The organism is Acinetobacter lwoffii (assembly GCF_024129855.1).
GTDB lineage: Bacteria > Pseudomonadota > Gammaproteobacteria > Pseudomonadales > Moraxellaceae > Acinetobacter > Acinetobacter lwoffii_L.
The window spans coordinates 1-5,364 of record NZ_JAMXXC010000055.1; the positions used below are offsets into that span (position 1 = coordinate 1).

The 5,364-nt window shown below is 35.0% G+C and carries 6 protein-coding genes; 1 reads left to right on the forward strand and 5 read right to left on the reverse strand.

Annotated features, from left to right (window positions below; translation table 11 throughout):
• Window positions 1-69: 69 nt before the first annotated feature.
• Together NI465_RS16330 and mobQ are read right to left on the reverse strand one after the other, a co-directional pair.
• Entirely contained in the window at window positions 70-1,011 is a 942-nt protein-coding gene (locus NI465_RS16330; protein ID WP_050042213.1) for a replication initiation protein, read from the reverse strand.
• 703 nt (window positions 1,012-1,714) lie between these two features.
• The gene (mobQ, locus tag NI465_RS16335) at window positions 1,715-3,367 is read right to left on the reverse strand and encodes a MobQ family relaxase (RefSeq protein ID WP_004870770.1); all 1,653 of its coding nucleotides are present in this window, start codon (window positions 3,365-3,367) and stop codon (window positions 1,715-1,717) included.
• A gap of 211 nt (window positions 3,368-3,578) precedes the next feature.
• On the opposite strand from mobQ, the gene NI465_RS16340 reads away from it, so the two are divergent.
• Window positions 3,579-3,881: a hypothetical protein gene (locus tag NI465_RS16340; RefSeq protein ID WP_046128218.1), complete on the forward strand. Its 303-nt coding sequence runs from the start codon at window positions 3,579-3,581 to the stop codon at window positions 3,879-3,881.
• 17 nt (window positions 3,882-3,898) lie between these two features.
• Here the strand turns inward: NI465_RS16340 and NI465_RS16345 are convergent, their stop codons facing one another.
• From NI465_RS16345 to NI465_RS16355, 3 genes are all read right to left on the reverse strand, one after another.
• Window positions 3,899-4,456, reverse strand: coding sequence for a TetR/AcrR family transcriptional regulator (locus NI465_RS16345; protein WP_016165572.1), 558 nt, complete (start codon window positions 4,454-4,456; stop codon window positions 3,899-3,901).
• Complete coding sequence (locus tag NI465_RS16350; RefSeq protein ID WP_087090658.1) at window positions 4,457-4,801, reverse strand: SMR family transporter; 345 nt, start codon at window positions 4,799-4,801, stop codon at window positions 4,457-4,459. It lies immediately after the preceding gene.
• A 257-nt stretch (window positions 4,802-5,058) separates the two neighbouring features.
• Window positions 5,059-5,346, reverse strand: a complete 288-nt coding sequence (locus tag NI465_RS16355; RefSeq protein WP_004870774.1) for a hypothetical protein — start codon at window positions 5,344-5,346, stop codon at window positions 5,059-5,061.
• Window positions 5,347-5,364: the final 18 nt, after the last annotated feature.

Consider the following 5,364-nt stretch of genomic DNA (forward strand, 5'->3'; position numbering starts at 1 on the left):
GAGCAAGTAAACTTTGCTCATAATCTTTGAGTTCTTGATGACTCATTGCATCTAATTCAGCCTTAGTTCTCATGGTTTAAAATCCGTCTTGCTATGAAGAGCTTTAAAAATCCGTTTTGTTGTTTCCTCTCTTACACTTTTCGGATCTCGTAAGATGCCACTAATCCAGAGGGCAAATGTCGGGTAGTCTGGGAAATTACTGAGGTCTGATAGCTCAGAAAGTTTAGATAAAATAGTGCTGTACTTGTTAATTTGAGCATCAGATAAATTGCAGAACATATCTATAGTTCTTTGATCTCGCTGAGGCGCTATTAATTTTGGCTTAGGTTTTTCTTTCACTATAAATTTAAAGCCGACCACAGAACGCCCTTGTTTGGCGTTTTCATAAGTGATGTCAATGTCTGTATTAGCTGTGATTTCTTCTATTGATGGATTGATTACGCGCTTTTTAAGGTTGCTTAGATCTTGATAGGATTCAGGCAAACCCAGTTCATTTTTTATCTGGTCTAGGGACATTTCAAATTGCCCCATATTTTGATGTTTTTTAGCTAAATGATATAAATCAAAAGAATAATCTTTCTTTAATTTCAATACTATATCTTTCTTATACTTTGTATATGGGTTTAATTTATCAAACTCTTTAAGCATCAATAAAACGATTTCAGGAAAGCGGATAGCTATACCACCATCTTCATAAGTGCAATCAATTACCCAGTTAGATAAAACTTTCTTCCCTCTTTCATTGTTATAAGAGAAATTCCTTTTAATTAGATTCTTACTGGCTAGTTCCAACTGCGTATATGCTGAATGCGTTTTAATGCCACATTCTCTAGCAAATTCTTCAGCAGTAATCATAATTCGGTCTTTTTCCGTTGCATCGGTGGTTCTAGCAATGGGACTGGCAAGGATTAACATTCGTTTTTCATCAATATTCATGCTTTTAAAACATTCGTGAATATTGTTTTGCATTACCACCCAAGAAGGCGGATATGTTTTTTTATTCTCTTCCATATAACTACAATGCCTATTAAGTACTTTTTCGGATATGTACTTTAATATTATATTATTGCTTATTTTTTGACTACGAAAATTGTACTTTTTTAAAAAAAGTACAATGTATTAATTGTACTTGAATGTCCGGTAAAAGTACTTTTAAAGTCCGGTAAAAGTACTTTTTTAAATGTGTTTTGTCCGGTAAAAGTACTTAGTTGTCCGGTAAAAGTACTTTTTTAAAGTCTGAAAGCATTGCTAGGCGTGGTTTATAGGGGGGTCTAAAAGCTTTTAAAAGCTTTTTAAAAGAATAAAAGGGAATTTATTTCCAAAGTGAGTTATTAAAACTGCCCTTGGTACTCGCTAAAGCTCGTACTCTATTGAAGCTCGTTTCACTCGCTTCGTGGGGGGCAGTTTTTTGCATATATGATCAAGGATTCAAAAAGCAAAACATGAATAATGCATTCGCTATGCTCATGCTTTTTGACGAGCAAAAGCATCAATACTTCGCTCGTAGACACTCGCTAATCACTGTCCCCAGTAATTCAATAAAAAACGGTTTTTCAGAGGGGGAATAAGCAAACTTTCGTTGTGTCGCTCGTAGATACTCGCTAAAAGGCTCTCATTTGCGTTCTAAGCGATTTTATTTTTATCAACTATAGTTTTACTGTATTTCTATCAAAAGTCGCTAAAACCCCCGTTTTTTTGCGCTTAAATGGGATTTCTAAGGCGTGTAGTCATGGTTATTGTCATTTTCTGGCTTTTTAGGCTCATTTCTCTGCTGTTTTTCTTGTTCTTGGCGTCTTACAAATGCCAAATGTTCTTGTTGCTCTCGTTCTTGTGCATAGCGTTGTTCTTGTTGCTCTCGTTCTTTACGTAACTGCTGTTCTCTAGATTCACGATCTTTTCGGTCGTTTTCGAGCTGTATTGCTCTTTTTTGGGAAAACTCTTGCTGCGCTTCGGTCTCAATTTTTTTTGTAAAAGCCGCATGCAATTCTTGGATTTTTAGATCTTCCATTTCTTCTGCATATAGTCGCTTTTGTTTTTCACCATTTTGAGGACTAAAGTATTTATTTCCATAGTTATCTTCTTCAAATATATAACTATTTATGATCTCCAGTCTTTGATCGCGTACATACTCTTGATACTCAGTTTCTCTGCGTGATATTTCAGAAATTTGATGATCTATATTTGAAATTTGATCATTAAGTTTTCGTTGTTTAACAGTGATGTTCGGTTCGTCAAATTTTGCAAAAGACTTTTTAGGCTGGAGCAGCTGATTTTCTTCTGTCCATTTATTTAAATGATCAGAATATCTCTCTTTTTTTTCTATTTCACTAAGACCAGAAATATGCTTTTGGATGTCTAGTTGGGTGTTGTGTTGGTCGATCAGGTCATTTATTTGATTGATCCATTTTGTTTTAAAAAATAAAGGCTCTTTTTTGCGTAGTTCTGATATTGCAGAACTCATCGTGTCTAATTTTGTTGTTAATTTTGATAATTCTTCATTTTGGAATTCATAAAGTTTCTGAGAAGTTTTTTCTGAATACTCAGCTTGAGAGTATTGAAACTGAAGCTCACTTCGTACTTTTTGAACAAGATCCTCAGATACTTTGATGTTTTCATCCAGTGCGATGACCTTTTTGATTTTTAAATTACGTAGCTTAATTTCATCATTTTTCAGACTAATTTCTGTAAATATCCCTCGTCTCCGGAGGTATGTCGCTTGAGGACCTTCGTGCTGAGTTGCTTCTAGGTCACTTTCCTGGTCTTCATAACTTCTGTGATCGACACGTTCATCAAATCCATTTTGTTCCAGGTGATGATTGCATAACTCTGCAAATGATTCTCTCCAGTGGCTTACAGTTTCTGTGCCATTGTCACGACTGAAGTCCCTATATTTTTTTGCTGAAAAGCCACCCTGCTCATTAATACTTCGGGTTGTGAACATGATGTGTGCATGGTAGTTGCGTTCATCACTTCCACTGTCTGTATGAGGTGCATGAATAGCAGCATCAACGATGACACCGTATTTTTTAACGAGGTTTCGGCAAAGTTCATTGAGCATATTTTCACGCTGTTCAGCGTTTAACTCACTGGGAAATGCAATCTCAAACTCTCTTGCAAGTAATGCATCTTTTCTACGTTCAACCTTTTCGACTTCATTCCAAAGTGTTTGGCGCTTGAGTAACTCAGTATTTGTATTTTCAGGTGCATAGATTTTTGTAAATTCGACACCAGTTTTTCTTGTGTAGTCTTGTTCTTTTCCATAAAAATCGCATACCAATTTTTCACTTGAACGATATGCAGCACAAGCAACGGCCGATCGTCCATTACCTCTACTAATCGTTTTAACTGAAAAATGATATATCGCCATTTTGCTTTTGCTCTTTATTTCGATTTATCGAAATTACCAACATGTATATGTTGGTCAGGGGATTACAAAGGGGATTTACCCCTTGTCGCACCATTGGATGAAATCCAATGGCTAAGTGCGCCCTTCGGGAAAACCACGATAGCATGGGCTGTCTTGAATTTCAATTCAAACAGACCTATGCTTGAGGGGGATTCCTTGAGATGGTGATGGTATGAGTGTTGAAACTTTAGAGCAAAAAATTGCAAAGCAAGAAGAACGATTAAGACAACTAAAAGCACAAAAACAAGCTATTGCTGCTCGTGAAAAAAAGAAAAATTCTGATCGACAAAGAAAAGATGATACTAGACGTAAAATTCTACTGGGGGCTTGGGTTCTAAACAAACTGAAAAATGATGAATCTTTTAAGGGTCAACTAACCGATTTTGAAAAGTTTTTAAGCACGGAAAGTAAGACTGAAGAAAATAGGCAGAAAGATAAAGATCTTTTTAATGGATTTATTTGGGATAAGACCTAAATTTCGCATAAGAGATTTTATGTTAAATAGGTTCGATTAAGCAGATCGTCTTCTAATTTTGAACATTGCTCATCATCAATGACTCCGGTAATACTTTGTAGCCACAACCCATCTGCTGCTAAACGAAGTAACTCTAAATCAGGATGACTATCCGTTTCTGCATGTTGAGATAATCTATTTTTTAGCCATTCCATCCAAATTTTATTAAAGGTAGGCTCTGTGATCATAGTCATTGATAACGCTGACCAAGCAGAAACCACCCCATCTATTTGATGGATAAAAGAACTATGAATATAAGCTCGTGTGAATTTACCATATTCTGTTTGATCGCGTTTAATCAAGTATTCAACTGTTTGATCTAAATCAAGAATTATTTGATTGAACATTTCTTCTATCAAATTTTTTTTATTCGGGAAATGGTGAAATACCCCCCCTTTTGTTATACCTACTGCTGTAGCAATATTTTGAATAGAAACACCAGAAATACCCTTTTGAGAAACAAGAATAGTTGCCTGTTCAAGGATGCGCTTTCGAATAACCTCTGGTTGCTTCTTTTGTTGCCGAATTTCTTTCACTTAATGACCTGCTGATTGCGAAAATAAATTAATAATTATTACGCCAGATACGATAAAACCAATTCCAATTAAAGCAGGATTATCTAGTGTCTGTTTAAAAACAAAGTAGCTAACTACAGCAGTTAGAACAATCCCAACACCAGCCCATATAGCGTATGCGATACCTAAAGGGATTGTTTTAATAACTTGTGATAATAAATAAAATGCCGTGCTAAAAGAAATAAAGACCATCACGCTTGGAAAAAGTTTTGTAAACCCTTCCGATTTAACTAAAAAACTACTTCCAATCACTTCGGAAACTATTGCAAATCCAAGTAATACATAAGCGAGTAACACACTGTTCATAAGTAATCATACCTAAAATACCAATCGGAAGGTATGTTAAATTTTCAAAAAAAAATTATCAATAATTATTTTAGATTTTCTAAAATTAACATAATACACCTTATACGAAATGCGTTATAATTATCCTTATAATTCAACGCTGTAGTTTCAATTTTCTAGCCCAGTCGTCAATGACTGGGCTTTTTTTATTACTTTTCACGTTCCACGCCTAGTCTTTAATCAATGTTCCACGATTTTGATTAAATAAACTGAATAATTCAATCTGCAGAATTTAAGCGATTATCTTGAATAAGATCACTCAACTTACCTTCAAGCGATTCGATTTTATATTTCAGAGACAAGATTGAATCTTTTAAACGTGAATTTTTAGGTGCATCCGGATTCTTTAATTGATTAAAAACCTCTAATAATTCGCTGTGATGAGTGCTTAACCTTTCAATGTCACTTTCAATAGCCATTCTTGGTGTCCACAGAGCAAGTAAACTTTGCTCATAATCTTTGAGTTCTTGATGACTCATTGCATCTAATTCAGCCTTAGTTCTCATGGTTTAAAATCCGTCTTG

Excerpts from the sequence above, each read along its gene's own strand:
- NI465_RS16355 (WP_004870774.1), bottom strand. The coding sequence starts at position 5,346 with ATGAGAACTAAGGCTGAATTAGATGCAATGAGTCATCAAGAACTCAAA.
- NI465_RS16330 (WP_050042213.1), bottom strand. The coding sequence starts at position 1,011 with ATGGAAGAGAATAAAAAAACATATCCGCCTTCTTGGGTGGTAATGCAA.
- mobQ (WP_004870770.1), bottom strand. The coding sequence starts at position 3,367 with ATGGCGATATATCATTTTTCAGTTAAAACGATTAGTAGAGGTAATGGA.
- NI465_RS16340 (WP_046128218.1), top strand. The coding sequence starts at position 3,579 with ATGAGTGTTGAAACTTTAGAGCAAAAAATTGCAAAGCAAGAAGAACGA.
- NI465_RS16350 (WP_087090658.1), bottom strand. The coding sequence starts at position 4,801 with ATGAACAGTGTGTTACTCGCTTATGTATTACTTGGATTTGCAATAGTT.